Origin of the sequence: Novosphingobium sp. ZN18A2 (genome assembly GCF_036784765.1) — a bacterium.
In the GTDB taxonomy this organism is placed as follows: Bacteria; Pseudomonadota; Alphaproteobacteria; order Sphingomonadales; family Sphingomonadaceae; genus Novosphingobium.
This window is the reverse complement of the sequence record NZ_CP136651.1, coordinates 1,576,854-1,603,000: the sequence shown is the minus strand read 5'-3', so window position 1 is coordinate 1,603,000 and position 26,147 is coordinate 1,576,854. Positions and strand designations below refer to the sequence as shown.

The 26,147-nt window shown below is 62.5% G+C and carries 27 protein-coding genes; 10 read left to right on the top strand and 17 right to left on the bottom strand.

Annotated features, from left to right (window positions below; genetic code table 11):
• Nucleotides 1-148: 148 nt before the first annotated feature.
• From RXV95_RS07855 to RXV95_RS07840, 4 genes are all read right to left on the bottom strand, one after another.
• On the bottom strand, nt 149-676 hold the full coding sequence (locus RXV95_RS07855; protein WP_338468453.1) for a hypothetical protein: 528 nt from the start codon (nt 674-676) through the stop codon (nt 149-151).
• 245 nt (nt 677-921) lie between these two features.
• On the bottom strand, nt 922-1,692 hold the full coding sequence (locus RXV95_RS07850; protein ID WP_338468452.1) for a hypothetical protein: 771 nt from the start codon (nt 1,690-1,692) through the stop codon (nt 922-924).
• Nucleotides 1,693-1,726: 34 nt separating this feature from the next.
• Nucleotides 1,727-2,581: a transporter gene (locus tag RXV95_RS07845; protein WP_338468451.1), complete on the bottom strand. Its 855-nt coding sequence runs from the start codon at nt 2,579-2,581 to the stop codon at nt 1,727-1,729.
• A 198-nt stretch (nt 2,582-2,779) separates the two neighbouring features.
• Nucleotides 2,780-4,159 (bottom strand): S8 family serine peptidase, encoded by a 1,380-nt coding sequence (locus RXV95_RS07840; RefSeq protein ID WP_338468450.1) that lies wholly within the window; start codon nt 4,157-4,159, stop codon nt 2,780-2,782.
• Nucleotides 4,160-4,280: 121 nt separating this feature from the next.
• Between RXV95_RS07840 and RXV95_RS07835 the strand changes: the two genes are divergently transcribed.
• The 4 genes from RXV95_RS07835 (at nt 4,281) to RXV95_RS07820 (ending at nt 7,098) form a co-directional block, all read left to right on the top strand.
• The gene (locus RXV95_RS07835; RefSeq protein ID WP_338468449.1) at nt 4,281-4,787 is read left to right on the top strand and encodes a sigma-70 family RNA polymerase sigma factor; all 507 of its coding nucleotides are present in this window, start codon (nt 4,281-4,283) and stop codon (nt 4,785-4,787) included.
• Nucleotides 4,784-5,515, top strand: coding sequence for a hypothetical protein (locus RXV95_RS07830; RefSeq protein ID WP_338468448.1), 732 nt, complete (start codon nt 4,784-4,786; stop codon nt 5,513-5,515). Before RXV95_RS07835 ends, RXV95_RS07830 begins: the two co-directional genes overlap by 4 nt.
• Before the next feature lie 289 nt (nt 5,516-5,804).
• Nucleotides 5,805-6,491, top strand: a complete 687-nt coding sequence (locus RXV95_RS07825; protein ID WP_338468447.1) for a PilZ domain-containing protein — start codon at nt 5,805-5,807, stop codon at nt 6,489-6,491.
• 1 nt (nt 6,492) lies between these two features.
• Nucleotides 6,493-7,098 (top strand): DUF4402 domain-containing protein, encoded by a 606-nt coding sequence (locus RXV95_RS07820; RefSeq protein ID WP_338468446.1) that lies wholly within the window; start codon nt 6,493-6,495, stop codon nt 7,096-7,098.
• 178 nt (nt 7,099-7,276) lie between these two features.
• Here RXV95_RS07820 and RXV95_RS07815 read toward each other — a convergent pair whose 3' ends face one another.
• A complete protein-coding gene (locus RXV95_RS07815) occupies nt 7,277-7,654 on the bottom strand; it encodes a PilZ domain-containing protein (RefSeq protein ID WP_338468445.1) in 378 nt (125 codons plus the stop codon).
• Between the two features lie 384 nt (nt 7,655-8,038).
• On the opposite strand from RXV95_RS07815, the gene RXV95_RS07810 reads away from it, so the two are divergent.
• Genes RXV95_RS07810 through RXV95_RS07800 form a run of 3 tightly spaced genes read left to right on the top strand, consistent with a single transcriptional unit; the run spans nt 8,039 to nt 10,800 of the window.
• Complete coding sequence (locus tag RXV95_RS07810) at nt 8,039-8,707, top strand: response regulator (protein WP_338468444.1); 669 nt, start codon at nt 8,039-8,041, stop codon at nt 8,705-8,707.
• Nucleotides 8,697-10,265, top strand: coding sequence for an ATP-binding protein (locus RXV95_RS07805; protein WP_338468443.1), 1,569 nt, complete (start codon nt 8,697-8,699; stop codon nt 10,263-10,265). Before RXV95_RS07810 ends, RXV95_RS07805 begins: the two co-directional genes overlap by 11 nt.
• Entirely contained in the window at nt 10,240-10,800 is a 561-nt protein-coding gene (locus RXV95_RS07800; RefSeq protein ID WP_338468442.1) for a BLUF domain-containing protein, read from the top strand. The genes RXV95_RS07805 and RXV95_RS07800 overlap by 26 nt, the downstream gene beginning before the upstream one ends.
• A 122-nt stretch (nt 10,801-10,922) precedes the next feature.
• Here RXV95_RS07800 and RXV95_RS07795 read toward each other — a convergent pair whose 3' ends face one another.
• The 7 genes from RXV95_RS07795 to RXV95_RS07765 all read right to left on the bottom strand — a co-directional run bounded on the left by RXV95_RS07795 (nt 10,923) and on the right by RXV95_RS07765 (nt 18,239).
• On the bottom strand, nt 10,923-12,251 hold the full coding sequence (locus RXV95_RS07795; RefSeq protein ID WP_338468441.1) for a hypothetical protein: 1,329 nt from the start codon (nt 12,249-12,251) through the stop codon (nt 10,923-10,925).
• A gap of 430 nt (nt 12,252-12,681) precedes the next feature.
• Nucleotides 12,682-13,380, bottom strand: a complete 699-nt coding sequence (phoU, locus tag RXV95_RS07790; RefSeq protein ID WP_338468440.1) for a phosphate signaling complex protein PhoU — start codon at nt 13,378-13,380, stop codon at nt 12,682-12,684.
• 12 nt (nt 13,381-13,392) lie between these two features.
• Nucleotides 13,393-14,199, bottom strand: a complete 807-nt coding sequence (gene pstB, locus RXV95_RS07785; protein ID WP_338468439.1) for a phosphate ABC transporter ATP-binding protein PstB — start codon at nt 14,197-14,199, stop codon at nt 13,393-13,395.
• A complete protein-coding gene (gene pstA, locus RXV95_RS07780; RefSeq protein ID WP_338468438.1) occupies nt 14,196-15,038 on the bottom strand; it encodes a phosphate ABC transporter permease PstA in 843 nt (280 codons plus the stop codon). The genes pstB and pstA overlap by 4 nt, the downstream gene beginning before the upstream one ends.
• A 1-nt stretch (nt 15,039) precedes the next feature.
• Complete coding sequence (pstC, locus tag RXV95_RS07775; protein ID WP_338468437.1) at nt 15,040-16,083, bottom strand: phosphate ABC transporter permease subunit PstC; 1,044 nt, start codon at nt 16,081-16,083, stop codon at nt 15,040-15,042.
• On the bottom strand, nt 16,080-17,123 hold the full coding sequence (pstS, locus tag RXV95_RS07770) for a phosphate ABC transporter substrate-binding protein PstS (RefSeq protein WP_338468436.1): 1,044 nt from the start codon (nt 17,121-17,123) through the stop codon (nt 16,080-16,082). The genes pstC and pstS overlap by 4 nt, the downstream gene beginning before the upstream one ends.
• Before the next feature lie 213 nt (nt 17,124-17,336).
• Entirely contained in the window at nt 17,337-18,239 is a 903-nt protein-coding gene (locus RXV95_RS07765; protein WP_338468435.1) for a LysR family transcriptional regulator, read from the bottom strand.
• Nucleotides 18,240-18,329: 90 nt separating this feature from the next.
• On the opposite strand from RXV95_RS07765, the gene RXV95_RS07760 reads away from it, so the two are divergent.
• Genes RXV95_RS07760 through RXV95_RS07750 form a run of 3 tightly spaced genes read left to right on the top strand, consistent with a single transcriptional unit; the run spans nt 18,330 to nt 19,883 of the window.
• On the top strand, nt 18,330-18,740 hold the full coding sequence (locus tag RXV95_RS07760; protein ID WP_338468434.1) for a cupin domain-containing protein: 411 nt from the start codon (nt 18,330-18,332) through the stop codon (nt 18,738-18,740).
• Nucleotides 18,741-18,747: 7 nt separating this feature from the next.
• Nucleotides 18,748-19,017, top strand: a complete 270-nt coding sequence (locus RXV95_RS07755) for a tautomerase family protein (RefSeq protein WP_338468433.1) — start codon at nt 18,748-18,750, stop codon at nt 19,015-19,017.
• Complete coding sequence (locus RXV95_RS07750) at nt 19,014-19,883, top strand: aldo/keto reductase (protein WP_338468432.1); 870 nt, start codon at nt 19,014-19,016, stop codon at nt 19,881-19,883. The genes RXV95_RS07755 and RXV95_RS07750 overlap by 4 nt, the downstream gene beginning before the upstream one ends.
• 181 nt (nt 19,884-20,064) lie before the next feature.
• Here RXV95_RS07750 and RXV95_RS07745 read toward each other — a convergent pair whose 3' ends face one another.
• The 5 genes from RXV95_RS07745 to RXV95_RS07725 form a co-directional block, all read right to left on the bottom strand.
• Complete coding sequence (locus tag RXV95_RS07745) at nt 20,065-21,423, bottom strand: cytochrome c (RefSeq protein WP_338468431.1); 1,359 nt, start codon at nt 21,421-21,423, stop codon at nt 20,065-20,067.
• Between the two features lie 78 nt (nt 21,424-21,501).
• On the bottom strand, nt 21,502-23,781 hold the full coding sequence (locus RXV95_RS07740; RefSeq protein ID WP_338468430.1) for a molybdopterin cofactor-binding domain-containing protein: 2,280 nt from the start codon (nt 23,779-23,781) through the stop codon (nt 21,502-21,504).
• Nucleotides 23,781-24,344 carry a (2Fe-2S)-binding protein gene (locus RXV95_RS07735; protein ID WP_338468429.1) on the bottom strand — a complete coding sequence of 188 codons (564 nt, stop codon included), beginning with the start codon at nt 24,342-24,344 and terminating at the stop codon, nt 23,781-23,783. The genes RXV95_RS07740 and RXV95_RS07735 overlap by 1 nt, the downstream gene beginning before the upstream one ends.
• A 261-nt stretch (nt 24,345-24,605) precedes the next feature.
• Nucleotides 24,606-25,439, bottom strand: a complete 834-nt coding sequence (locus tag RXV95_RS07730; protein WP_338468428.1) for a glycoside hydrolase family 16 protein — start codon at nt 25,437-25,439, stop codon at nt 24,606-24,608.
• Between the two features lie 58 nt (nt 25,440-25,497).
• The gene (locus RXV95_RS07725) at nt 25,498-25,977 is read right to left on the bottom strand and encodes a PilZ domain-containing protein (RefSeq protein WP_338468427.1); all 480 of its coding nucleotides are present in this window, start codon (nt 25,975-25,977) and stop codon (nt 25,498-25,500) included.
• Between the last annotated feature and the right edge of the window lie 170 nt (nt 25,978-26,147).

Here is a 26,147-nt window from a genome sequence, read left to right as displayed (position 1 = left end):
TTTACCGCATGATGGCCTAGGCGGGGGACGGGACCGCGAAAATCCGGGTGCGTGACCTAGGGGGAATACCGGAGGCGCCTTACATCCGGATCGGATGTAGTCTGAATGTTTCCACGCCGGGTGACCAGCCTGCCAGATAGCGTGAGAATCAACCCGTCAGGACAAAAACGCTGCCAAGCGCCAGCGCAAGAATGGCCGCCAGCACGATCGCGGCGACGATCATTTTCGATACGGTCGCCCGCCGGCCGATCGGTTCCGGTTCAACGTCTTCAGCCGATGTGGACTGGTCGCCAGTGTCTGGCCACCGCAACGGCGTTACCATGTCCGGGCCGCTCACTTCGCTTGCCAGCGCAAGCCTTTCGAACGCTACGGCCATATTTTGCTGTTCCACGTATTTGCGGATTGCCTGCCATTCTGGATCGTCGGTGATGGCGCCCGGCAGGTTCTCAAGCAGGTTGCCGGCCCGGGTATCGAGTTCATGCAACCTGTCCACCGCGTCGAGAACGCGATGCCGGTCGCCATCCTTCAGCGCGATCTGCAAGCGGGTCAGCGAAAGGCTGCTCGCCCGGCAAATCTGCAAACCCAGATAAACGTCCTTGTGCAGGTCGTCTGCTTCGGGGGCGCAATTGCTGCCTGCCGTGTCATGATCCCGGCGCTCTGCCGGAGAGATACCCATCCCATACACTCCCACTCGTCCACGCCCCCGTGAAACTCCATAGTTTCAAATGACTGGGTGCGAAAAGCAGGGTTGAGATTGGACGTTGGCCGGACGGGCCAGTGCGTTTTTCCCGATCGGTGCGCCACCTCGCCGCGCGCCGGGCAAACGGAACCGAACGCTGGCAACCGGGGCAACAGGCCCGGCTTCGTTCGATAAATCCCCAGGCGGTGCCGCATCCCGGCACCGCCTGAGGCCTGGTCGTCTCAGAGACCGAGCAAGGTGTTCAGTTGCGCCACCACTTCCGGCGAAAGGGTGGTGTTGGTCGACGATTCAAGCGCGGTCTGCGCATCGAGGATGCTCTGGTTCGCGGCATCCAGACTCGCCTGATCGGCCGTCAACTGGTTCTGGTCCGCAGTCAGCTGGGCATTGGCCGCATCCAGCGCCGCCTGCGCGTCATCGACGGCCGCCTGGTCGACAGGCGATGCGCCATTCGCAGCGTCAAGCGCCGCTTGCGCGTCGTTAACCGCGGCCTGATCGGCCGTGATGTTCGCGTTGTCGGTCGCCACGGCATCGGTATAGGTCGCGACATCGGCCTGCGCGGTCTGCGTGGTCGACTTGTAGATGCCCAGCGCGCCAACCACCGACTTCGACGAAGCGTGGGCCAGCGCGGTGTCCGACGCGTGCGCCGCGTTCAGCTTGCCGAGCAGCGACGCGCCCTTCGCAAGGCTGGGATCGCTGCCGACGTCAGCGCCGGCTGCCATGGAAGCGTGAGCGTTGGCGTGGGTGTTTACGTGCGCCGAAGTGGCTGCATCGGGAATGTGGCTGGTTGCCGCTGCGGGCGGACCGTGCGGAACGCCTGCCGGCGGACCGTGCGGAACACCAGCCGGCGGGCCATGCGGAATACCGGCCGGCGGCCCCATCGGGATGCCTGCCGGCGGGCCATGCGGAACGCCTGCCGGCGGTGCTGCAAATGCGCTGGTGGCGGTGAAAAGGCCAATCGCAATTGCGCTGGCCTTGAGTGTTGGACGTACCATTCCAGTTTCTCCTTATGCCCCCCGAAGGACCCGATTATTGGAAAACGGTAAGGCGCAGGCCCGCACCGATGCGCGGACTGGCATCGTTGAGCCCGGCCATGCCGTAAAGCGTCACGCCCAGCAGCTTGCTGAAGCGATAAGTCATGTAGGGTGAGACGACCGCCTGCCCGCTAAGGCCGTCCGCAACCGGTTCGCGATAGGCAACGCTGACCCCGTAATTCTGGTTGGATGCCGGCCGAAGGTTCAGCCCGCCCGACGCAGTAAGGCCGTCCTTCAACTGATAGGCCGCCGGGCTGCCAAGCCACGAATACCCGACCGAGCCGAACAGCATCGCGCCCGTTCCGACAGACTTGTAGAAGCTGGCATTGACCGAAAAATCGGTCTCTCCGGTGCCAATGCTGGTCTTGGCAGTTGGCAGCTTGACGCCGCCGCCCACTTCGATCGACGGCAGCACCCCGTTTTCACGGGCGAGCAGATAGGCGGCCGACAAGTTCAGATCGCCGATGCCCGAACGTGACGTCGTCGTGGTGCTGTTCGGCGAAGAAACGATCACGCCGCCAACCAGCTGGCCGGGGCCGTTGATGAATTCGTATGGCAACGACGCCTGCAACCGCAAACGTCCGATCTGGGCTTTCATGTCCAGCGGAATGCTCCAGACCGACGTATCGACCGCGGCGCCGTAATGGCCGACCGAATAGTCCGCGCCGGTCGCCAGTTCGAAGCTCGAGTTGGCGAACAGCCCGCCTGTGCGGCCCACGTCGGTCGAAGGTGCCTGCACGGCCTCTTGTCCGTCGCCCGTGCTGTCCGCGGTTCCGGCCATGGCGCTTGTGCCGATCGCGAGACTGGCGACGAGGCCGATGCCTGTCACTGCAACCCTTAAAACTTTCATTCGTGCCTTCCTCATCCGCTTTCGCGTTCCGAACAGGATCAATTCCTGCCCGAAACCGAACAGCAATTTGCGCTCCCGGACGGAAAACGCCCGGGGGGCAGGATTTCGTCCAGTCAAACCTCTGGAACGCCACGGGATGTGGGTGATGAGAGACGAACCGTGCGTTCGCGCGAAATCCGCCCCGGCAGACCGGGTGGTTCAGCGCGCGCTGGTGGCCCCGCCGACAAGGCCGTGGCCGAACCAGCGGCGATCCCTGTCCGGTTTGCGCGCTTCGCGGGTAAGCGCGGCGATGGCGCGGCGGGCCTGATCCCGATCCGGCCTGGCGATCCTGTCAGCAAGCAAGCGGCTGATCACCGGCGCCGCGAACGAGGTGCCGCGCACCGTCGTTTCCCGGCCTGACACACCGGCAACGCTGGCCATGCCCGGTGCGACGAAATCGACACGCTTCACACGGCTCGCCTCTGGCAAAAGCCGCCCGTCCGCACCCGCTCCCGACACCGCGATGACCCCGGGATAGGAAGCGGGATAAAGCGGTTTCGCGGCGGGACCGTCGTTACCGACCGGCGCGACGATGGTGAAGCCAAGCCCGATCAGCTTATGCATTACCGCACCCACGATGGGATTGGCCGGGCCAACCATGCTGACATTTACCACCGGCACACGCTGCGCAGACATCCAGCCGAGCGCCCGGATCAGCAATTCCGATGTCCCGTCATGCGGCGCGGAGCCGAAGATATCCGCCGCATAGATCGACACCGCACCGCCCGGCCGGGCAAGCAGTTCGGCAACCGCGGTCCCGTGGAGTTCGGGATCGCTTCCGTCCTGCGTAAAATTGCGCTGGACCAGCGTTATGCGTGCGGTCGACCCGACCTGCGGCGCAACGCCGGTATCGATCATCCCCACTTTGACGCTGCGCCCGCCACCATCGCCCTGCCCTGCGCGCACTGTCGCCGGGCCGGCGGCAGTGCCGCTTTCGAACATTACGTGATTGAGGGCATATGTCCCGTGCGGCGCAATGCGCCGCAACATCCGGACCGCGCGCTCCGCAGGGGTGCCGTCGCGCACCACGACGGCAAGCGTCGTGCCAAGGCCCGCAATCTCGTCCCGGCGCAGGATCGAAAAGCCCTTGCGCTCTATCCTGGCGAGATCGGCCGCATCGAGGCCCGTGGCAAGCACTTCGCCCCGGATGGCCAGCGCACCGTTCCGGTCAACTTCATAAGCGCGAGGATCGGCCTTGAGACGTTGCGCCGCGCGCGCCCTTTCACGCTTTGCCAATGCCTGCGCCCGCACGGCTTGCGCACTTGCGATGCCATCTGCCCCGTTGGGCGCATTGGTCACGCCCTCACCGGCCCAGACCGGCGGGCCGTGCGGCGGAAGGACGGGCGGACCATCCGGCATCCCGCCCGGCGGCCCAGCCGGCGGCCCAGACGGCGGACCGGCCGGTATTCCGGGAGGCATTCCCGCCGGAAGCCCTGCCGGCGGTCCGCCGCGGGCCTGCGCCAGCGCATGGCCCGGCAGGCAGGCAGCGCTCACCGCGAAAAGCGGCAGCAACAGGCAGTTTACCAAGATCCGAACCATCGATGCGCTACTCGTCCTGACGCCTCTCTCCGGCGGCTTGCGGAAAAAATTTTCCACCGGCGGCCTCTACATGGGAATAAACGACCCGCCCCAGACGTTTCTTCCATAAGGGAAGCGAAGATTGTCCGACATCAGACGCGAAATCGTTGGACTGTTGCCGCGCCTGCGCCGTTTGGCCTGGGTCATAGCGCGTGATGCGGCCGATAGCGACGATCTCCTTCAACGGACGATCGAGCGGGCGCTGGAACGTGGGCAAAACCGGCGTGACGATGCCCGCCTGGATTTGTGGATGTTCAGGATCATGAAGAACCTGTGGATCGATGAAATGCGTTCGCGCAACCGGTGGGGCCGGCTGGTCGAGCCGATGACCGAGGAGATCGAGGCCGGAGCCGGCGGTTCGGCCGAGGACGAAATACTGGACGTCACCGAACTCGCCCGCCTCAGGTCTCTGGTGGAAGACCTGCCGGAAGAACAGCGTCTTGCGGTCAAACTCGTCCTGATCGGCGGGCATTCCTATGCCGAGGCCGCAGGCATTCTCGAAGTGCCGGAAGGCACGCTGACCAGCCGCCTGGCAAGGGGCCGCGCCGCCTTGCTGCGACACTATGGAGCCGAAGGGACAAGACATTGACCAGCGCCGCCGATGCAGACGTGATCGCCTATGTCGACGGGCGACTGGAAGGCGCCGCGCGCGACACGTTCGAGGCAAGGCTCGCAAACGACCCCGCGCTTGTGCGGCAGGTTGCCGCGCATCGCTGGATGTCCCGGCAAATCGTGGCTGCCTTCGGCGTTCCGCCCGGCGACGAAATCGACGAAAGCGAACTCGCCCGGCTTGGCCTGTCCACCGGTAATGTCGTCGACCTTGCCGGCCGGTCGCGCCACGCGGTGCGCCGTTCGGTGTTCGGCGCGATCGCAGCGGGGGCGCTGGCCGCCGGTCTTGTGGCTGGCGTTCTGCTCGACCGCACGATCGACCGGCCCGATGCGGGAATGTTGCAGGCAGACGGCAACGGCCGGGTTTTCGCCCAGGGAGAACTTGCCGATAGCCTGTCCCACCGGCTTTCGGGCGAACCGGGGCCGGTGAAGATCGGCCTGTCGTTCCGGACCGCGCAAGGCATTTGCCGAACCTTCAGCACGCCCCGCGGCCTAAGCGGAATCGGGTGCAGGGAAGGCAACGGATGGTCGGTGCCGATCGTTTCGGCCCCGCAGCGCCCCGCGCAAGAGAGCGGCGAATACCGGCTGGCTGGCGGCGCCGTCGCCCCGGCGGTCATGGCCCGCGTCGATACCAGTATCGTGGGTGATCCACTGGCCCCGGCGCAGGAAAAGGCGCTCATTGCAAGGGACTGGCAAGCCGGCCGCTGAGCGGCGCGGATGAACGACCGGCCCGGTCCCGCTACACGCCATCATGGTTTCCGCAGGCTTGCGCCTCGATGCCGTAATTCCGCACCCGTAACGTTACGCTCGTAACATTGCGGCAGCAGCCTTACGGTGCCATGTAAATACCTGTTTTTAGACAGTTTTGCACACTACGTTTGTTTGCCTGAGCATCACGCATTCCGTGTGAAATCAAGACACTGCCCAGGCTGCAGATCAGCGGCCTGGCTGGCCAGAAATGGCGGGGACAGATCGCAATAGGGCAAACGGGGGCAAGATGGACGTGCAAGCAACTGATACGCGTTCCGGCGAGAATTTTCCGGACGAGCGGCGCACCGGCGAGCGGACGACAACGGTGTTTCGCCCGGTCACCATAACCGGGCCGGGATTCCAGAGTTTCTGCATCGTCCGCAACCTTTCCGCCAACGGCATGATGGGAAAGGTCTATGCGGATATTCCCGTTGGCACATCGCTATCGGTGCAGTTCAATTCGAACCTCAGCATCAAGGGCCACGTGGCGTGGTCCAATTATTCGGACAGCCACTGGATTGGCGTCGAATTCGACGAGGCGATAGAGGTTTCCGGCGTGCTGACCGAAGTGGGCAAGATGATCCTTGGCCAGAAGGTTAACCGCGGTCCGCGCCTTCAATTGAAGTGCCGCGGTGCGATGGAGATCGGCGGGCGGGGAGACAGCGTGGACAATATCGAGGTCCACGACGTGTCCCAGCGCGGACTGAAGGTGCGCACGTCCTGTGTCCTGTCGCCGGGCGACGAGGTTTTCATCCGGTTGAGCGGGCTTGAAAAGCGCAAGGCTATCGTGCGCTGGACCGAGTTCGACCTTGCCGGGCTGAATTTCGTCAGGCCGCTTGGCATAGACGAACTGGCCAGGTGGGCGATCCGCCAACAGTTCGGTCCGGTGGGCACTGTGCAGGCCGGCCGGGACCACGCCGCGGAAACGATGTAAAATGCCGCGCCCGCTTGCCTGCGGGGTGGCGAAGATATCGCCCGCCGCCGTTCTTGCGGCCATGGCTGCGATCGTTCCGGCGTCCTATGCGCCTTCTGCCCACGCCAATGCGGACCGGGCTTCGGCAACCGGAACGGCATCGGCACAGGTTGTCGAACCGATTGCGCTGGTCGAGCTTGGCGATCTCGATTTCGGCATTGCGAAAACCGCGGCGAGCGGCGGCGGCAGCGTAACGGTCAATGCCGATGGAACGGCGGCCCGGTACATCGGCGGGGCCAGCAATGCCTGCCCCTCCGCGATGGCCTGTCCGCGCCCGCACGCAGCGCGCTTCAGGGTAACGGGCACGCGGGGCCGCGCCTATATCGTCTCCCTTCCGCAATCCGTAACCATCGCCGGCATGCACGATCTTTCCGGCGGCAACGTTGACGGGCTTGTGGTCACCGGCCTGACATCGCGCACCGGCAATCTCCGCAAGGCCGGTCCGGTCGGCCAGCTCGATTCCGCAGGCCGGGACACCTTCACGGTCGGCGGGACGCTAACCCTGCCGACGGGCGTTCCGCCGGGCCACTATCACACGACAATCGACGTTCTCGTCGCCTACAACTAGAGGTCCGATTCTGACATTTGCAACCTCGCTATCGGGTTGGGGAAGCAAACGTCAAAATCAATCCACCAGGCGGTGCGGGTTTGAGGGAGGAGCCGCCATTGTTGGGGGGACCGACCGCAGACCCCTCCCTCTTTTCCGCGCGATGCGAAGGCACCGCGCATTTGATCCGTGCCTGCTTTTAACAGGCGTCGTCGTCCTGCCAGGGATGCCGAACCGCGCGAAGGCGCAGCGATGCAACGATCCGCCGCAGATCTTCGCCCACCGTGGTAAGCCGGTTCCAGATCGGTTCGGGCGTTCCGTCGAGAATAACCTGCTCACGCGTGCGCACCCCGAACCGGTTGGCGCTGTTCCAGATGACGATTGCTGTCCACGATCCGGCACCCGACCGGATTTCCACCAGCTCACCCTGCCTTGGCGGCAGAGGCGATGAAATCATCATTCCGTGCGAAGACCAGTTCAGGATCAGCACCCTGGTCTTGCGCCGCCCCGACCTGGCAGTTGCGGGACAGTGGACCTGGTACCTTGGCTCGCGGGGATTGAACGGGGCGTATTCCATCAATGCGCCCTCACCCGATGTCACATGACCCGGTCATGAGCCATTTCCCCGGAACGATGTGATACGATGCTTGCTGGCCCCTGACACCTTCCTGGTGCGAGCCACGATTTCCGGAATCCTGGCCACGCTTTCCGCCGTGGCAGGGGCGACCACGCGCGCAAGCCGGCGGTTCGTTTCATCAAAGAATTCAAGATGAAGCATCGGGTCGGCAATCGCTCTTGGACAGGTCGTCAGGATATGAAACCTTATCCGTGCAAAACCGTTGCGACCGCGCTGAAACCCCGCGCCGTGCCCGCACTACCGCATCACTACGGTATCGTACCGTAACGTTACCGTAGTGCCAAATTTGGTGATAGACCTCTAAGCAGGAGAAGGTCGCACTCTATGGGAGATAAGGTCATCCAGTCCATCGGAACCGCACAGCCGGAAAACACGCCGCAGCCACCCGTCTATGTGGTTGACGACGACCGCGGAATGCGTGCGTCGCTGACGGCGCTGCTCGGCGCGATGAAGATGAAGGTGCGCCCGTTCGCGAGCGCGCTTGACCTTCTGGACGAAATCGACCTGATCGAACCGGGCGTGCTGCTGATCGACGAGCGCATGCCCGAACTGAACGGGATCGATTTTCTGGCAAAACTGCGGCAACAGGACTGTCACTGGCCGGCCATTATCATGACCGGGCATGGCGAAATTCCGCTGGCCGTGCGCGCGATCAAGCTGGGCGCATTCGATTTTCTGGAAAAGCCGTTTACCGACGATACGCTGGAAAAGGTTGTGCGGGTCGGTTTCGATCGCCTCCCGACGGCAATCGCCAAATCGAACAACATGCGGACCGCGCGAAAGGTCACCACGTTGCTCAGTCCCCGCCAAAGGCAGATTTTCGACGGTGTGACCGACGGGCTGACCAGCAAGGAAATCGCAAAGGAAATCGGCATCAGCCACCGCACGGTGGAATCCTATCGGCTCGACATGATGAACAAGCTGGGGATGCGCACTATTGTAGAGCTTCTGGAAGTCAAATCGGTCCTGCAAGCGCTCGAATATGATCGTTGACCAATGGCCCGACGAATGGACCGAACGGATAGAGCGGCTGGACTGGTCGGATTCGCCGCTCGGCCATCCTGAAGGCTGGTCGATACGGCTCAAGACCGCGCTGGGCATCCTGTTCAGTTCGGCTGCCCCGAAAGTGGTCCTCTGGGGAGACGAGTTCCGGGTCTTCTTCAACGATGCCTTTATCGATCTTGCGGGAGGCAGGGTCGGCATAGGCGATACGGGCAAGCCGCTCCCCCTGCTCATGCCGCGGGCGTGGAACGAAATCGAAACCGATGTACGCAAAACCAAGCGCGGTATGTTGCGGGTGCAAAGCAAATTCGTGCTGCCGCCCGTCAATCCCGAGGAAGAAGGGCACTATTACACCGTTTATCACACGCCGATGGCCGAACCGAACGGCACCATCGACGGGGTTCTGATCGATATCCACGCGCGGATGCCGTCCAGGCTTCTGGACAGCCTGCTGCTGTCGGAAAACTCGCAACTGAACCGGCTTCTCAACGATTCCCCTGCCTATATTGCCCTTGCGGCCGGCCCCGAAATGAAGCTGGAATTCGTCAACAGGGCCGCGGCCGAGCTGTTCGGCCGACCCGACCAGCTCGACGGCGAAGCCGGGTCAGCCAACCGGGCAGGACGGTGGCTGAAGAAACTTTTGCGCGAAGTTTATACCTCGGGCGTGCAGCAAAACACGACCGGCTTCCCCTTCGCCAGCCTTGTCGGCAACAAGGCCGGCCAGAACGTGGAATTCATCGATTTCGTGTGCCAGCCCGTCCGCGACGACGGCTCGCATGCCTTCGGCGTGATATTCACCGGGTTCGACGTTACCAAGCGCACCATTGCCCAGCGCGAATCCGACCGCGAACATCACCGGCAACTGCATCACTCGCGCCTCGAAGCCATGGGCACGATGGCCATGACGCTTGCGCATGAGCTCAACCAGCCGCTCGCCGCCGTGAGCAATTACCTGAATGCCGTGCAGCGCCTTTCCATCGATCCGGACGGGAATGCGATACCGCTGCTGGAAAGCGCCCAGCAGGAAATCCAGCGCGCGGGAAATGTCATCCGGCGGGCGCGGTCCCTGGTGCGGCTGGGTGTGGCGGAACGGACCGCTATTTCATTGCGCGGGGCGTGTTCCAACGCGATCCGCCTGCTCGAAGCGTCCGGTTGCGACGATGTGCACCTGACGCTGGACCTTGCTGACGATGCAACGCACGTGCTGGTCGACGAAGTCCAGTTCGAACAGGTTCTGGTGAATCTCTTCCGCAATTCCGCAAATGCATCGAACCAGCATACGTTGAAGGAAGTGGCCGTTTCGGCACGGCGTATGGCCGGCAATCGTATCCGGCTTGAAGTGCGCGATTTTGGGACAGGATTCCAACCGGAACGGTTAATTAGTGCAATTGACAAGACGAACGATAGTAGTAGCGAAGGTCTTGGCGTCGGCCTCGCATTGTCTCGCACGCTTCTTGAAGCAAACCGGGCGTCGATCGAGTTTGGAAACGCTGACAGCGGTGGCGCCGTGGTCGTGATCGAACTTGACGCAGCCGAATGTCCAAATTGAACGGGATCAAGCTGCGGACGGCTGCTGCATGGAAAGCCAAGACGATTTCAACTGCTGGGTATATGTGAGCGAATCCCTGCTTTCGGGTTCAACCACCGATAAAGAAATCCAGAAAATCGTCGACGTATCGCGGTCCCGCAACGCCGGTTGCCAGATAACCGGCGCGCTTATCTTCAACGGCAGCCGCTTCGCGCAGTTGATCGAAGGCCCACGTCATGAAATGGCGGCGATCAGGGCATCGATCATGGACGATCCGCGCCACACTCATATCACCACGATCCGTGACGAGGGCGTTAGCACGCGTCAGTTTGCATCGTGGTCACTGGTCTATTCCGGGTCGTCGCACTTCCTGGCAAGGCTGCTCGATGCTGTCGAGCTTGGCGAAAAGCAGCAGAGCGGGCTTGCGTCGGATGAAGTCATTGCGATGTTCGCGGCCTTCGCCACGGAGAACGGCCCCGTGGCTTCGGCCAGCGAACACAGCCCCGCCGGGCTTCATTACCAACCCGGCCCTCCTGCCAAATCGATGCGCACCTAAAGGCGGAATCTGAAAGGCATAAACAGGGCCGGTGCAGGATCGCGACCGAACCGTGAAACGAAACGGGGCGAAGGAAAACGCCATTCCCCCCGCCCCGTCCGTTTCCGCGTTTTGCCGGCAGGTTACCAGCGGAACTGCCCGTAAAGGCCGATCTCGTCGCGCGTGGCCTGTCCGGCACCAAGATTGCCGATCTGCAGCATGCCATCGGCATTGTCGCGCTTGTACACCAGCGCCAGGTCCACGATCTTGGCGGGGCTGAACTGGATGCCGGCGTTGAAGTAGCGATCCTTCTGGATCGGGTTCAGGTGCTTGTTCGGCTGGACCCAGTCGTATCGACCGAACACGCTCCATTTCGGCGCCGGCTGCACAGAGGCGAAGATGGAGTACCCTTCGGCCGCATCCGATTCCACGGTGTTCACGTGGGTCCAGTTCTTGGCGAAGAAGTATTCGCCGCCGATGCTGTATCCGACGTTTCCGGCCTTGCCCTTGTAACCGAGCAGCGCGTCGAAACGGCTGGCCGTGTGCGGCGCGTATCCGCCCTGCACGTCCTTGCCCAGCTTGCCGGTATAGCCGCCGACGGCCGCCTGGATGCCCTTGTAGGCAACCGAAACGCGGCCTTCCAGATCGATCGTCTTGGTGAACTGCGGATTGCGATAGCCCGCCCCGTTCACAGCCGAGACCTGATAATTGACGATGCCGTTGGCCAGGCTGCCCATCACGTGCACGCCCCAATCGGCCGAGTTGCCTTCATGATCGAGGTCGGTGATCGTATTCTCGATATGGCGGTAGCCATACACGCCTTCGACATAAGGTATCCACGGCATGTCGGCCGATCCCAGTCGCACGATCGCGGCCTTGCTGAACCTGGCCTGCAGGAACGCCTTCTTGATGAACAGCGTCTGCCCCACACCGCCGATCTGACGGACATCGGTGGTGATGTTGCCAGAGAGCGTGTTGTTGAACTTGTGGTCTATGCCGACATAGAACCGCTTGATCTGGAAGCCGCCGTCCTTTTCGACATTGTTTCCGTTTTCGTCGTCCGCCGAAACAGAACTGACGTTGAAGTACATCCGGCCCGAAACCTTGGTATCCGCTGCCCACTTTACAGCATCGGCCAGGACCGGCTTGCTCGCCTTGTCGCTCGCCACCTCGGCCTTGGACTGCGCGGCGACAGCCGTTGTCTGCGCGGTCGATGCCTGCGCCAGAGCCTGATCGGCCTTCTGCGATGCGACCTTTGTATCTGCGGCGACCTGCGACTGCGCCGCGGCGGTCTGATCCATCCTAGCCTTGAGCGCGTCCAATTGCGCCTGAAGTTCTGCAATCTGCTGTTGCGCCGTCTTCAACTGCTGTTCGACGCTTGGCGCCTGCTCATGCGTGCGCGCCATTGCGGCGTGCGGTACCATCATTGCGCCGGCAATTGCCGCCAGCGCGATCGACTTGTGATTTTGCATTGAAATCTGTCCCTTGGCTTCCCGTGGCCTGACCCCACGTGGCCGGTAAGACAGAATTGTTGCGGTTATGTGATAGTAGATTGACTATTGGTAATGTTTGTTTTTACCCATTATATTTCAAAGTGTTGCTGAGGCATTTTGTGAGGTTTTCCCGACACGAGGCGCGCATGGTGCCGACCGGAAACGGACCAATTCGGTGATTCCTGTCAGTCAAACCGATTCGACAGGTATCCCCATCGCCGGGTCGCATTCCCGCCGCCGATCCTTGCGACGACAACCATTTCAGAAATTCGCGGCCAAACGCGCCGTCACCGCTATGGCGCGAGCAATGCACGGCGCCGAAACGCGTCGTGCGCTCTTATCGGACATCGGTGCAAGATTGGAGGCCCGCCGCCGGTAGCGAGGCGATGTCCGGCCCCAGGGCCGGACTCTAGTCAGAATCCAACGGATCGGCGCCGCGAACCCGGTCGCCCAGTCGCTTTCCTTCCGACGCGTAATAGACCATTTCCGCGATGTTGGTCGCATAGTCGCCGATGCGTTCGATGTTCTTCGCAACGAATAGCAGGTGCGCGGTCGATTGGCCGGTCGACGGATTGGCGACCAGGTTGGCGAGCAACGCATTCGATACCGAGTTGTAGTAATCGTCCACCACGCGGTCGCTGGCCCATACGGCACTCGCCTTCGCGGCATCGCGATCCACGAAGGCGTCGATCGCATCGCGCAGCAGGTCTTCGGCGGCCTTGGACATTTCGCGAAGCGCCGCAGCGGCTTGCATATCGTCCATGGACTGAAGCAGCGGCACACGCTTTGCCGTGCTCTTGGCGTGATCCCCTACCCGTTCGAGCGCGCTGGCGATCTTTATCGAAGCGACAACCTCTCGCAAATCGTCGGCAACGGGCGAACGAAGTGCAAGCAGCGTAAGAGCGAACTCTTCCACCGCATTGGCCATTTCGTCGAGTTCCTTGTCCCTCGCAACGATCTGCAAGGCACCGTCAACGTCATGGGCAAGCAGGCATTCCACCGCAGCGTGAAGCGCCTGCCTGGCCAGGTTCCCCATAAGCGCGATCCGCTCATGCAATTGCTTGCGCTCTTGATCGAACGCACTGAGGGTATGCGGGTTGGAGGTCATCGACGCATCGCCTCAGCCATACCGTCCAGTAATGTAATCCTGCGTCTTCTGCGCCGCGGGATTGGTGAAGATGCGCGTCGTATCGTCGAACTCGATCAGTTCGCCCAGGTGGAAGAACGCCGTCTTTTCAGAAACGCGCGCCGCCTGCTGCATGTTGTGCGTAACGATGACGATGGTGAAACGTCCGCGCAATTCGTCGAGCAGTTCCTCGATCCGCGCGGTAGAGATCGGATCGAGCGCCGATGTCGGCTCGTCGAACAGTACCACTTCGGGCCGCACTGCAATGGTGCGCGCGATGCACAGGCGCTGCTGCTGACCGCCGGACAGCGAAAGCGCGCTCTGGTCCAGCTTGTCCTTCACTTCGTCCCACAGCGCGGCCTGGCGCAGCGCGTCTTCGATGCGCGCATCCAGTTCGCCTTTGGAAAGCTTCTCGTAATACGACAGCGCGAACCCGACGTTGGACCGGATCGACGTGGCGAACGGCGTGGGTTTCTGGAACACCATGCCCACGCGGCGGCGCAGGTCCGCAAGATCGACCTTGCCGAGGATGTTCTGGCCATCCATCAGGATTTCGCCCTCTGCCCGCTGTTCGGGATAGAGGTTGTAAATCCGGTTGAGCGTTCGCAGCAGCGTCGATTTTCCGCAGCCCGAAGGCCCGATGATCGCCGTAACCGCATGCTCGGGGACAGGCAGCGTCACCGAATGAAGCGCCTGGTTCTTGCCATAGAAGAAATCGAGGTTGCGAACGTCGATCTTCGTTTCCCGCGCGATCGATGCCGTCACCGGTTCGTCGGCGGTACGGGGTGAAAGGTTCATCATTTGGAGGATCTCCGACGCGCGAACAGACGGACTATCAGGTTGAGGGCAAGCACAAAGGCGGTCAGGACAAGCGCCCCCGCCCAGGCCAGCGAATGCCAGGTATCGTAAGGGCTCATCGCGTACTGGAAGATCACCACGGGCAGGTTGGCAAGCGGCGCGTTGATATCCGCGCTCCAGAACTGGTTGTTCAGCGCGGTAAACAGCAAGGGCGCCGTCTCGCCGCTGATGCGCGCCACGCCCAGCAGCACGCCGGTAACGATCCCGCTCATCGCCGCGTTGAACAGCACCTGCAGACTGACCTTCCAGCCGGGAAGACCAAGCGCGAACGCAGCCTCGCGCATGCGGTCGGGCACGAGGCGCAGCGCCTCGTCGCTGGTGCGCACGACCACCGGGACAAGGATCAATGCCAGCGCAAGGCCGCCCGCGATCCCCGAAAAGTGCTTCATCGGCACCACGATCAGTTCGTAGATGAAAAGGCCCAGCACGATCGACGGCGCGCTTAACAGGATATCGTTCACGAAGCGAACGGCCGCTGCAAGGCGCGTATTTCGGCCATGTTCGGCCAGATAGGTTCCCGCGCAAAGGCCGATCGGCGTGCCGATCACGATGGCCAGCACAACCATCACCGCGCTGCCGTAAAGCGCATTCAGAAGGCCGCCGTCCGCGCCGGGAGGCGGCGTCATTTCGGTGATGAGCTTCAGGTTGAGCGCCGCCACACCGTTCGCAAACGTCGTCCACAATATCCAGAACAGGAACACCAGACCGAACAGCGTCGCCGCAGCAGCGCCGACAAAAGCGATCCGGTCAACCAGCTTGCGACGGAAAAGAACCCAGTTCATCTCAGTTCGTCCTGCCAAGATTGCGTTCCACGCGCGCCAGCATCAGCTTTGCAAGGCTGAGCACGATGAACGTCACAAGGAACAGCAGGAATGCGAGCGCGATCAGAGAGCTGCGATAAAGCTCTGTATCGGCTTCGGTGAATTCGTTGGCGATGGCCGCCGCGATCGAGTTGCTGGGCATCAGCAGCGATGCCGAAAGGTCATGCGCATTGCCCAGCACGAAGGTAACGGCCATCGTCTCGCCAAGCGCGCGCCCCAACCCCAGGAAGATCGCGCCGACGATGGCGGAGCGGGTGTAGGGCAGCGTGACATAGCGCAGGCGTTCCCACCGCGTTGCCCCCAGCGCCACCGCCGACTCCCGCAGCGCCGCCGGAACCGCGTTGAACACGTCGCGTGCAACCGATGCGATGAACGGGATGACCATGATGCCCAGAACGATACCGGCCGTCAGCGTGCCGATACCGATGGGCGGACCGCTGAACAGCGGCCCGATCACCGGCAGTGTGCCCAGGTGATCGTTTATCCAGGGTTCGACGTTGGTCGCCAGGAACGGCGCGAACACGAACAGTCCCCACATGCCGTAGATGATGCTGGGAACCGCCGCGAGAAGTTCAATCGCGATCGCGATGGGCTGGCGTGACCAGACAGGTGCGATCTCTGTAAGAAACAACGCGATGCCGATGCTTACCGGCACGGCGATGATCAGCGCGATCACAGAGGTGGTAAGTGTGCCGTAAATGGCAACAAGCGCGCCGAACTGGCCGTTCACCACGTCCCAGTCGGTGCTGGTAATGAAGCCAAGGCCAAAAGTCTTGAACGCCAGCCATCCACCCGACGCCATGGAATAGGCAACGGCCAGCAGGATGATGAGCACGAGCCAGGCGGCGCCGGCGGTAATAAGGCGAAACGCTCGTTCGGCCAGCCCGCCATGCGGTCTGGCCGAAGAGAAGGCACTACTTGCATGATCCGGGGCCGCGTCTGGCCCCGGATCGTTGTCACCACGCCGCGTATCCGGCGGCGTGGGCGACTTTGCGTTTGGTGTCACTTGATGTTCGCTTGCATGTAGTCTTCGATTTGCTTCACCACTGTGCCGGGCAGGGGCACGTAGTCAAGCTTGCTGGCCTGATCCTGCCCGTTCTCGAGCGACCACTTGAAGAACTTCAGCGCCGCATCGCTGCGGGCCTGGTCCTTCGGCTGCTTGTACATCAGCACGAAGGTGGACGCCGTGATCGGATAGGCCTGATCGCCCGGCGCATTGGTCATCACCAGGTCGAAGTCCTTGGAATTGGCCCAATCGGCGCTGGCGGCGGCCGCCTTGAAGCTGTCCGCACTCGGCGCGACATAGTTGCCCGCAGCGTTCTGGACATAGGCCCAGGCCATCTTGTTCTGCAGGACATAGGCATATTCGACATAGCCGATCGAGTTGGCGATCTGGTCGACATAAGCCGCCACGCCTTCGTTGCCCTTGCCGCCGACGCCGCCGGTCCAGGCCACCGACTTTCCGTCACCCGGGCCGGCCTTCCACGCCGGGCTCACCTGGGTCAGGTAGTGGGTGAAGTTGAACGTCGTGCCCGAACCGTCGGACCGGTGCACCGCCGTGATCTTGGCGTCGGGCAGCTTCAGGCCGGGGTTGAGCTTCACGATCGCCGGATCGTTCCACTTGCTGACCTTGCCCAGATAGATGTCGGCCAGCAGCGAACCGGTCAGCTTCAGCTGCCCCTTGTCGATGCCCTGGATGTGCACAACCGGCACAACGCCGCCAACGATGACCGGGAACTGCGCCAGGCCGGCGGCAGAGAGCTCGTCGGGCGAAAGCGGCATGTCGCTCGCGCCGAAATCGACGGTGCCCGCCTTGATCTGGCTGATGCCGCCACCCGATCCGATCGACTGGTAGTTGACCCTGACGCCGTCCTTCTTCGCATAGTCGGCCGACCAGGCGGAAAGCACGGGATAGACGAATGTCGAACCAGCGCCCGTGATCTGGGATGAAACGTTCGCGCCAGCGTCTTGCTTGTCGCCGGTCTTCGCCTGGCAACCGGCAAGCAGGAATGCGCCCGCCATCGCACCAATAATAAATTTGTTCATGCGTATGCTCCTTGGACCCCCCGATTGATTCGCCGGAAGCGATCGAGGCGCTTCAACAGAGTTTTTATGACCGTTTCGTGACGACGGACGCCACACTTGGCGAAGGGCAGTCTGCACAATTCCGGGCTTCGTTCAAAACTGCCGGTTACGGCCGCGAACCAGCGGCTTACCGGAAAGAGAAGACAATCCCGAGACCGCGGTGCTTCGCGCCCCTTAAACAGAGGCCGGCTTGTATCGCAATGCCTCAACCAGCAATCCGAAAGCCGGCGATTGCTGGCGGCGGCTGGGATAATAGAGGTGATAGCCGGGAAACGGCGGCGTCCAGTCGTCCAGCAGCCGGATCAGGCGGCCACTATCCATGTCCGCATGGACATAGTCCTCCGGGACATAGGCGATCCCCGCCCCATCCACGGCCGCCTGCCGGGCGATGGCGATTTCGTTGACAATCAACTGGCCGCTGACATGGACATTGATTTCGCGTCCGTCCTTCTCGAACTCCCAGGCATAAAGCCCGCCCAGAGTCGGGAAGCGCAGGTTGATGCAATTGTGGCCTGACAGTTCCTGCGGCGAAAGCGGCGGGTCGCGGGCTTCCAGATAGGCCGGCGATGCGACCGCTGCCATCCTCATGTCCGGGCTGATGCGGACTGCGACCATGTCCTGCGCGATTGTCTCCCCCATGCGCACGCCCGCGTCAAAGCGCTGTTCGACGATGTCCACCAGTCCCGCGTCCACGCTGATTTCCACCTGGACGTCGGGGTATTTCGGAAGGAACCGTGAAATCGCCGGCCACAGGATCGTTTCGGCGGCATGTATGCCGGTGGTTATGCGGAAAGATCCCGCAGGCCTGTCATGCGAGTCCCCGATCGCGGCGAGTTCGGCTTCGATCTCTTCGAATCGGGGGGCGATCGTTGTCAGCAGGCGCTCGCCGGCGCGCGTTGGGGCAACGCTTCGCGTGGTGCGGGTCAGCAGGCGTATTCCGATCCGCTCTTCAAGTCCGCGGATCGTGTGGCTCAACGCCGATGCGGACACGCCCAGCTTGGCTGCCGCCCGGGTAAAGCTCTGCTCCTGGGCCACGGCCCGGAAGGCCAGGAGATCGGCAACGTCGCGGCGTTCCATTGTTGAATCCACCTCAAAGGTTCATGCACATAACACCCTCTAATCACATTACCCATTGCGCTCTAGATAGCGATCGAAAGGAGTTCTCACATGGAAATCACCCGCAAGGACGACATGCAGACCGTTGACGGTCCGGAGCAGTATTTCACCGGCAAGGCCACGATCACGGGCATGTTCGCGCGCCCCGATCCGTCGCGTCTTACCGGCGCGATCGTCCATTTCGAACCCGGCGCGCGCACCGCGTGGCATTCGCATCCCTGCGGCCAGACGCTGATCGTGACCGAGGGCGTTGGCTGGACGCAGGTGGAGAACGGCCCGATCCATGAATTCTACGAAGGCGACATCGTATGGTGCCCGGCCGACCGGAAGCACTGGCACGGCGCAACGCCGCACCAGGGGATGACCCACGTCGCGCTGCAGGAAGTCAAGGACGGCACAAACGTGACCTGGATGGAAAAGGTGACAGACGAGGAATACCTCGCCGGACCGGAAAAGGACTGAACCGGCCGTGCCACACGTGATCGTCAAGCTCTGGCCGGGCAAGACGCCCGAGCGGAAACGTGCGCTGAGCGATGCCATCGTGCGCGATGTAACGGGTATCCTTGGCTGCGGCGACGAATCCGTTTCCGTGGGTTTCGAGGAAATCGACCCACACCAATGGAACGAAAGGGTTTTCGAACCCGACATTGTTGCCAGGTGGGACACGCTGGAAAAAGAGCCTGGATACGGCCCGCGCCCGCCAAGGGCGGCACCGAACACCAAAGGACAGATGAAATGATCTTGAACGAAACCTATACCCTTGCCAACGGCGTGGAGATTCCCAAGCTGGGCCTCGGCACCTGGATGATAGAGGACGCCAGGGTTGCGCAGGCCGTGCGCGACGCGGCGCAGATCGGCTATCGCCATTTCGACACCGCGCAGGCCTATGCGAACGAGAACGGCGTCGGCGAAGGCGTGCGCAGTTGCGGCGTCGCGCGCGACGAGCTGTTCGTGACAACAAAGCTCGCCGCCGAAATCAAGTCCTATGCCGAAGCGAAGGACGCCATCGACGGCTCATTGAAGACGCTGGGGCTGGATCACATCGACATGATGATCATCCACAGCCCGCAGCCGTGGAAGGAGTTCCGCCAGGGTGAGCACTTCTTCGAAGGCAACCTGGAGGCATGGCGCGCGCTCGAGGAAGCATACGGTGCCGGAAAGCTGCGCGCGATCGGCGTGTCGAACTTCGAGGAAGCCGATCTCGACAACCTGGTTTCGAACGGCAGCGTCAAGCCGATGGTGAACCAGATCCTGGCGCACGTCAGCAACACGCCGTTCGACCTGATCGATTACACCAAGGCCCGCGGCATCCTTGTGGAGGCCTATTCCCCGGTGGCGCACGGCGCGATCCTGGACAACGGGCAACTGGCCGAAATGGCGAAGCGTTATGACGTGTCGGTTCCCGCCCTGTGCATCCGTTATTGCCTGCAGCTTGGCATGCTGCCCCTGCCCAAGACGGCCAATCCCGAACACATGCGCGACAACGCCGCGCTCGATTTCGAGATTTCCGAGACCGACATGGACACTCTAAAGAACGCAGAGCAGATCAAGGACTATGGCGAGGCCAGCTTCTTCCCCGTTTACGGCGGAAAAATGCCGGACTGACGCTTCCGATCCGGCCGGTCGGCACCGCCACGGCGGGTCGATCGGCCGGAATTGCGGCACTTGCGGCAATGAGTCCAAAAGCGCGAAAGGCCGCTTGCCGAAGTCACGCGTTTCGGCAAGCGGCCTTTCGCGATTTCAGACGTCCAGCAATAGCCCGCAGGCATGCCGGATATTCCCCCGTTCAACGCATCTGCAACAGGATCACCTGGCTGCTGGCAGGCGTTGTACGCTTGCGCATGTCGGCCACGTCGCCGGACGAAACCGCGCCGCCGCGATTGCCCCACGACGAGCGCACGAAATCCAGCAGGTCGGCAACTTCCTTATCGGAAAGCTGGTTGCGGAACGGGGGCATGCGATAACCGTCAGGCACACCCTGCGCGACCACGCGCGGCGATCCGTTGAGCGTGACGTTGATGGCGGAGGACTTTCCGTCCTTCGTCAGCGATGCGGCCGATCCCGCCAGCGGAGGAATCCACTCGCCCTGCCCGCGCCCGTCTGCGCCGTGGCAGAAACTGCACTTCGCCATATAGGTCTGGGCACCCGGATGCGCGCTGCGGTTGCCGATCTTCAGCGCGGCATTCGCGGATGAATCGTATTTCCACGGTGCGCCGTCGTTTCCGGGATTGCCGGGCAGCGATTTCAGGTAATGGGCGATGGCCGCCAGATCGCTGTCCCGCATGTATTGCAAGGAATTGTTGAAGGCATCGGTCATCGATCCGTAAACCACGGCATGACGGTTGCGACCCGTCTTGAGGAACCGGAACAGGTCCGCCTCACTCCAGCGGCCGAGTCCGATGTTGTGATCGCCGCGCAAACTGGGCGCAAACCACCCGTCAAGCACGCCGCCGGCCAGGAACTTGCTGCTGCCGCTGCCGAGCGCCTTTTCGTTCATCAACAGGCCGCGCGGCGTATGGCACGCTCCGCAATGTCCCGGCCCTTCCACCAGATAGGCGCCACGGTTCCACGTCGCGTCGTGACCGGGATCGTTGCGATAGCTGCCCGGATCGGTGAACACCAGGTTCCATAAGGCCAGCGGCCAGCGCATGTTGAGCGGCCAGGGAATATCGCTCTGCGGCGGTGCCTTGTTCGCGGCGGGCACCGCGTTCATGAAGAAGGCGTAAAGCGCCTGCACATCCCCGTCAGACAGCTTGGCGTAGGACGGATACGGCATGGCGGGGTACAGCCGGTGTCCGTCGGGCGCCACGCCGTGGCGGATCGCACGATCGAAATCGGCGAGCGAGAAGTTTCCGATGCCGGTCTGTTTGTCCGGCGTAATGTTGCTTGCGTAGATGGACCCCATTGGCGTCGGCATTTCGAGCCCGCCCGAAAAGGCCGGTTCTCCGGCCATACCGTGACAGGCCACGCAATCCGCCGTGCGTGCAACATAGGCTCCACGATCCATCATCGCCTGGTCCGGTCTGGCGGGGGTCACACCGGCGAATGGCGATGCCGGCGTCCGTGTTGCGATCCACGCCGTGAAACCACCGAACACGATCACCAGAATGCCGATTCCGAAGAGGATTTTGCGGGATGTCTTCAAGGTTTCTCGTCCGGTCCAGATATTGGCAATGTGTGGAGCCCACCGTCCGTGGAGGTGCGCCCCAACGGGCGCACAGGCTCAGCTGGCGAATTCCAGTTTCGAAAGCGGCATCGTGCGCACACGATTGCCCGTAAGCGTCGAAACCGCATTGACGACAGCGGGCGGAACCGCCGGCAACGGAGGTTCGCCAACACCGCCCATCTCCGCCCCGCTTTCCACGATCCGGGTGTGAACCGCGGGCATCCGGTCCGGCGGGAGGATCGTGTAAAGGTCATAGTTGCGCGCAACCGGCGACCCGTTCTTGTAAAGCGCCTGTTCCAGCAGCACTTCGGAAAGGCCAAGCGCCGCGGCGGAATGTATCTGCGCCTCGATGATGGCGGGGTTCACGATACTGCCCGGATCGAGCGCTTCCCACACATCGTGGACAACGACCTGCCCCTGCCGGATCGAGACTTCCGCAATCGCGGCGGCGTGCGAACCGAACGGAGACGCCATGGCGATGCCGCGGGCGCGCCGCGTGCCGTCGTCGGCCGTGAACGGCCCCCGCTTCCAGCCGCCAGACAGGTCAACAACGGCTTCCAGCAGGGTGCTCAGGCGTTTGTTATCCTTGAGCAGGTGCCTGCGCAGCGCATAGGGGTCCTGCCCGCCCTTGTCGGCCACTTCGTCAAGGAAAGTTTCGTAAAAGAAATCGTTCATCGAGTTTCCGACCGACCGCCAATAGGCAAGCGTGGCCGGATTCTTCACGAAGATCTGCGCGATGCGCGTATTGGCGATTGCGTAGCTTTTACCGGTAAGCCCTTCCAGCGCCGTTGGATCGAGCGCATCGCCGCGCTTGTTGGCAATGCCTTCGGTCGGCCCCTCGCACGCGCTGACCGCTTCGAACGCGACGGGCAGGCCATCGGAATCGAGTCCGGCGCGGAACTTTACAACCGCCATCGGACGCATCGGATCGCGCAGGAATTCTTCCTCACGGCTCCAGATCAGCTTGATCGGCTTGCCCGTGGCCTTGGCCAGTGCGATCGCCTGCGGGTAAGGATTTCCAGGCCCGTAAAGGAAGTGCCGGCCGAAGAACCCGCCAAGGTAGGACGAATTTATCCTGACCTTATCCGCATCGATCCCGGCCAGCTTCGCCGCATCCGCCTGAAACTGGCTGGGCGCCTGGTTGGGCGTCCACAGGTCAAGCGTGCCGTCCGGGTTGAAGCGTGCCAGCGTAGAGGGCGGTTCAAGCTGCGCATGATGGAGGTATTGGCTCGAATACGTCGCTTCCAGCGTCGTGGCCGCCTTGCCGAAGGCATCCGCGAAATCGCCCTTGCTTTCGGCCTCCTGTCCCGGCCCCTTCGCGGCTGCAAGAGTAGTGGTGAACCCTTCGGTCGAAAAATCGGCGGGCATGTAACGAACGTCGGTTTCGGTCTTGGGATCGTCCCAGTCCACCTGCAGCGCTTCGGCCGCCTGTTTTGCATGCCACCAGCGTTCTGCTACAACGCCAACGGCCCCTTTCAGGCGGTGCACCGAATGCACGCCGCGCATCGCCTTTACCTGCGCTTCATTGCGGATAGTGCGCACGGTCAAGCCCAGGCGCGGTGCGTGCTGGACCGCGGCATGCAGCATCCCGTCGACAGCCATGTCGATGGTGTAAAGCGCCTTGCCGGTAGACTTTTCATGAATGTCGAGACGCGCGACCGGCTTGCCGATCCAGCGGAACGTTGCCGGATCGCGCAATTTGACGATGTCTTCCGGCGGCACCGCCATATCCAGCGCCGAACCGGCCAGTTCGCCATAGGAAAGCGAACGGCCCGATGCCTTGTGAATTACCTTGCCGGGCTCTGTCTCAAGCTGGGAAGACGGAACGCCCATGCGACGGGACGCAGCCTCGATCAGCATGTACCGCGCCGACGCGCCCAGCTTGCGCATCGTCGGATAAGTTGAGCGCACGGACATGGAACCGCCTGTGATACGCATCATTCCAGGCATGATCAGGAATGCCGGATCTGCCGGCGCCGCCTCGACCAAAAAGGCGGACGGTTCGATATCCAGTTCCTCGGCAACGATCTGCGCCATGGCCGTGTACGGACCCTGGCCGCCCTCCATGAAGGGGCTTTGCAGCCTCACGGTATTGTCCGGACGGATTTCAAGGAATGCCGGAACCTTTAGGTGTCGCGCCGCGTCGGGAAGCGGCGGCGTGCCGCCTTGTGCCCGGGCCGGCCCCACCGGGATGCCGAAGCCAAGCACCAGCGCGCCGCTGGTAACCCCGGCCGACGCCAGCAGGAAGCGGCGCCGGGAAATGTTGACCGGCTCTCCATTGGGAAACCGGTCGTCGCCTGAATAGACCGGCCGACTTTCATCGATGTCCAGCGCCATCACGCGTCTCCCTTGCTGTCTTTCGAGCGCAAGAGTGCGGCGCCCGCGACTGCCGCCGCCGCCACGGCCGCACCGCCTGCCGCAACCGCCCCCGCGCTGACATCGGCCGACGCCGATTCCGCCGTTGCGATATCGTGCATCGCGGCCCGGATCGCATTGTAGGTGCCGCATCGGCACAGATTGATCATGGCCGCGCGGATTTCGTCATCGCCCGGATGAGCGCTTTGCTTCAGCAGGGATGTTGCCGCCATGACCTGGCCGGACTGGCAATACCCGCATTGGGGAACCTGGTGACGCACCCATGCTTCAACCACCTTCTTGCCGACGGGATCTTCCTCGATCGACTCGATCGTGGTGATGGCACGGCCCGCCACGCTTTCCACCGGGGTCACGCAAGAGCGCGTAACCACGCCATCGACCATGACCGAACAGGCCCCGCACTGGGCAAGCCCGCAACCGTATTTGGTGCCCGTCATGCCAAGGTTGTCGCGCAGCACCCACAGCAGCGGGACATCGCCGTCGGTCTCGACCTCGATATCCTTGTCGTTGATCTTGAGTTTCATCTTGTCCGTGCCCTGTTGTGCCGCAATGCCGGAGTCAGGTACCGGGTAGTGGCGCCTGCGCAGTTCAATGCGCGTCCGGCAGATTCCGATGTTGAAAACGATTTATAACAGCGCCGATTCCCCCTGTCTGTGCCGACCTGCACCGTAAAGGACCAATCGACAGCCTGCGCCTTTGTTCCGGGACCGATCGCGATTTTCCGGTTCGATTGCGCTGGAAGGCGGAACGGTTCCGGAGACCTTCCTCCGGATCGCAGGAACGGATTATTTGCGCGCGCCGGGATCGCAGCGGCCCGGCTTGCCCGCGTACATCCGCACGTATTTCACTTTCAGCACGGAAGGGTCCGGCGTCTTGTCGATCGGGTAGCCCGATCCCAGCGCAAGGTTCACCAGCGGATAGAGCGGGGTCGTCAGTTCCGGAGGCGTGGGTGCCTGCCCCACAGCCTTGCGATCGAGGTAGAAGGTCGTCGTCCGCGGTTCGACAAGCACGCCATACGTGTGGAAGCCGTCAACCAGCGCGCCATCGGGCACCGCCACCTTGCCGCCGCCGCTCCGGCTCAGGTGCTCGTCCTTGCCCTTGAACCAGACATGCCATGCGTAATGGTATTCGTCCGTTGCGTGGCCGTAATACTCGACTGCGTCGATCTCTACCCGTGGTCCGCTTTCCGCCACCGGCTGCAGGCTGATCAGCCAGAAGGCGGGCCAGGTGCCGGGGCCTGGCGGGAAGCGCATGCTGGCCTCGAAATAGCCGTAACGGATGCCCGTTCCCTTTCCCGAAGCGTCTGCCGCCGCGATCAGGCCGGATCGCCACTTTCCGGCGGCATCGCGTCGCGCCGTGATTTCCAGTCCATCCTTGCCGATCGCAAACGGCCCCTGCGGCCCCGGATCGGTAAATGCCGCGTCGCCGAAATCGCCGCGCCAGGGCGTGTGCGCCATCCACCTTCGGCCATCAAGCTGCCAGTCGGAGATGCTCAGATCCCTGAAATCGTCCTGGAACACCAGGCGCAGACCGCACATGTCCAGCGGCGTCCCCACGACGGTCGGCGATCCGGATGCGCTCAGCATGAACAGGGCCGACGCGGCCAATACCGATTTCATTGCACACCACCTGACGGCTAAAGCCCGTTGATTTGCCAAGTGCCCGCGCGATCGCGCGTCAATTCAGACGCGCGATCATCGCAACAATCTTGCCTTCCTTGTATCGGAACGCCAGCAGCCGCTCGCCCCGCTTCGAGGCTCCCTGCTCGAACTCCATCGTCCACTGGGCGAGGACTTCGAGGTCCATGCCGACCGCGACTTCCTCGATCCGGTACTTCTCGACAGGAGGGGGCGCGTCCGTCCCCGCCCCAAGCACGATGGCGCCGAAGATCGCCTTGGATATCGGCGTCACGAATTCGCAGCCGTACCTGGGGCGATCCGCCCAGACGATCCGCGCTTCGATAAGCTTTCCGTTCGGAAGCTCGACCACGATTTCCTCACCGACCGACAACCTCCCCCCAGTTTCAATCCGCAACCCCGTCCTGGACAGGTCGTCGACCGAAGCGGACGCGGCCTCGCCATCCGACGATACCGTCACGTTAAGCCGCAGGACGCGCCGCTCTGCCCCTCGCTGCTCTATCCCTGCGTGTGAAGCCATAAGTGCCGCTTGCAGTTTCATGACAAAGTCTCAACCGAACATAGAGCAGCATGAAGCGCGCGCCTTGCACTGCCCACCGCCTGACCATCGTTTTCCACCGTTGACCGCACCAATGCCGCGCTATCCGGCCACGAGGTAGCGACTTTCGACAAAGCGAGCGTTGTGCGATG

Bases quoted from the DNA above. Each gene is read 5' to 3' on its own strand.
- RXV95_RS07855 (WP_338468453.1), bottom strand. From the start codon at position 676: ATGGGTATCTCTCCGGCAGAGCGCCGGGATCATGACACGGCAGGCAGC.
- RXV95_RS07850 (WP_338468452.1), bottom strand. From the start codon at position 1,692: ATGGTACGTCCAACACTCAAGGCCAGCGCAATTGCGATTGGCCTTTTC.
- RXV95_RS07845 (WP_338468451.1), bottom strand. From the start codon at position 2,581: ATGAAAGTTTTAAGGGTTGCAGTGACAGGCATCGGCCTCGTCGCCAGT.
- RXV95_RS07840 (WP_338468450.1), bottom strand. From the start codon at position 4,159: ATGGTTCGGATCTTGGTAAACTGCCTGTTGCTGCCGCTTTTCGCGGTG.
- RXV95_RS07825 (WP_338468447.1), top strand. From the start codon at position 5,805: ATGGACGTGCAAGCAACTGATACGCGTTCCGGCGAGAATTTTCCGGAC.
- RXV95_RS07820 (WP_338468446.1), top strand. From the start codon at position 6,493: ATGCCGCGCCCGCTTGCCTGCGGGGTGGCGAAGATATCGCCCGCCGCC.
- RXV95_RS07815 (WP_338468445.1), bottom strand. From the start codon at position 7,654: ATGGAATACGCCCCGTTCAATCCCCGCGAGCCAAGGTACCAGGTCCAC.
- RXV95_RS07810 (WP_338468444.1), top strand. From the start codon at position 8,039: ATGGGAGATAAGGTCATCCAGTCCATCGGAACCGCACAGCCGGAAAAC.
- RXV95_RS07805 (WP_338468443.1), top strand. From the start codon at position 8,697: ATGATCGTTGACCAATGGCCCGACGAATGGACCGAACGGATAGAGCGG.
- RXV95_RS07795 (WP_338468441.1), bottom strand. From the start codon at position 12,251: ATGCAAAATCACAAGTCGATCGCGCTGGCGGCAATTGCCGGCGCAATG.
- phoU (WP_338468440.1), bottom strand. From the start codon at position 13,380: ATGACCTCCAACCCGCATACCCTCAGTGCGTTCGATCAAGAGCGCAAG.
- pstB (WP_338468439.1), bottom strand. From the start codon at position 14,199: ATGATGAACCTTTCACCCCGTACCGCCGACGAACCGGTGACGGCATCG.
- pstA (WP_338468438.1), bottom strand. From the start codon at position 15,038: ATGAACTGGGTTCTTTTCCGTCGCAAGCTGGTTGACCGGATCGCTTTT.
- pstS (WP_338468436.1), bottom strand. From the start codon at position 17,123: ATGAACAAATTTATTATTGGTGCGATGGCGGGCGCATTCCTGCTTGCC.
- RXV95_RS07765 (WP_338468435.1), bottom strand. From the start codon at position 18,239: ATGGAACGCCGCGACGTTGCCGATCTCCTGGCCTTCCGGGCCGTGGCC.
- RXV95_RS07760 (WP_338468434.1), top strand. From the start codon at position 18,330: ATGGAAATCACCCGCAAGGACGACATGCAGACCGTTGACGGTCCGGAG.
- RXV95_RS07750 (WP_338468432.1), top strand. From the start codon at position 19,014: ATGATCTTGAACGAAACCTATACCCTTGCCAACGGCGTGGAGATTCCC.
- RXV95_RS07740 (WP_338468430.1), bottom strand. From the start codon at position 23,781: ATGGCGCTGGACATCGATGAAAGTCGGCCGGTCTATTCAGGCGACGAC.
- RXV95_RS07735 (WP_338468429.1), bottom strand. From the start codon at position 24,344: ATGAAACTCAAGATCAACGACAAGGATATCGAGGTCGAGACCGACGGC.
- RXV95_RS07730 (WP_338468428.1), bottom strand. From the start codon at position 25,439: ATGAAATCGGTATTGGCCGCGTCGGCCCTGTTCATGCTGAGCGCATCC.
- RXV95_RS07725 (WP_338468427.1), bottom strand. From the start codon at position 25,977: ATGGCTTCACACGCAGGGATAGAGCAGCGAGGGGCAGAGCGGCGCGTC.